This window comes from Prevotella sp. OH937_COT-195, from assembly GCF_003932845.1.
Lineage (GTDB): Bacteria > Bacteroidota > Bacteroidia > Bacteroidales > Bacteroidaceae > Prevotella.
The window spans coordinates 1-846 of the sequence record NZ_RQZH01000090.1; the positions used below are offsets into that span (position 1 = coordinate 1).

2 protein-coding genes are annotated in these 846 nt (G+C 34.9%); both read right to left on the reverse strand.

Annotated features, from left to right (window positions below):
- The coding region (locus EII32_RS11350) for a glycosyltransferase (RefSeq protein ID WP_199741431.1) at nucleotides 1–373 on the reverse strand (373 nt) is incomplete at its 3' end.
- A 6-nt stretch (nucleotides 374–379) separates the two neighbouring features.
- A partial coding sequence (locus EII32_RS11355) for a phytoene desaturase family protein (RefSeq protein ID WP_148096833.1) occupies nucleotides 380–846 on the reverse strand: 467 nt, incomplete at its 5' end.

Consider the following 846-nt stretch of genomic DNA (forward strand, 5'->3'; position numbering starts at 1 on the left):
CATCAGCATCAACAAACATTAATAAATCATACGTTGCATATTTGCTACCTTGCCAACAAGCATGTGACTTACCTTGCCATGTAGTATCATTTTCAACAGTATATACGCTCGCACCATAATATCTAGCAACAACTTGTGTCTCATCAGTTGAACCATCATCCATAACAATTACTTCTATTTCCTGCTCTTTACTTATACTGTTAAGTAATTTAGGTAAGTTCTTCGCTTCATTTCTAGCAGGTACAATAACACTGACGGCTGTATGACCTCTTTCTTTTCCGGAGTTATTTATAATCGCTCGACGCGCATACATACACATTCCACTTATTAGTGATAGTATTGTCAATACTATTGCTATTATATAAAGTATCATTCAGCCTCAACTACTTTCTCCATTAATAATAGCTTCTGCTACTTGCATACCACTCAAAGTGACCATAGGCATACCAGCACCAGGATTTACAGAACCACCTACAAAGTACAAATTTTTGAAGTACTGACTTTTTTTAGGAAACTTGAAACCTTTATTTTTCCTCTTATTAGAAACTACGCCATATATTGCTCCTTTATTAGAATTGTAGTTATTTTCAATGTCATGTGGCGTCCATATATCTTCATATACAATGTGCCTTCTCAAATCTTTTAAGCCCATAGACTCTAATTTATTCAATATACGTTCTCGGAATTGCAGATATTCTGCTTCACTAAATGACTTATTCTGAATGTATGGTATGTGTGGCAATATTTTTATATTCTCGTGTCCTTCTGGCGCCTGTGTCTTATCTGTTTTATTTGTGTTCACTACATAAATTGTCGGATCTTCAGGCAAAACATACTGGTGAAAAA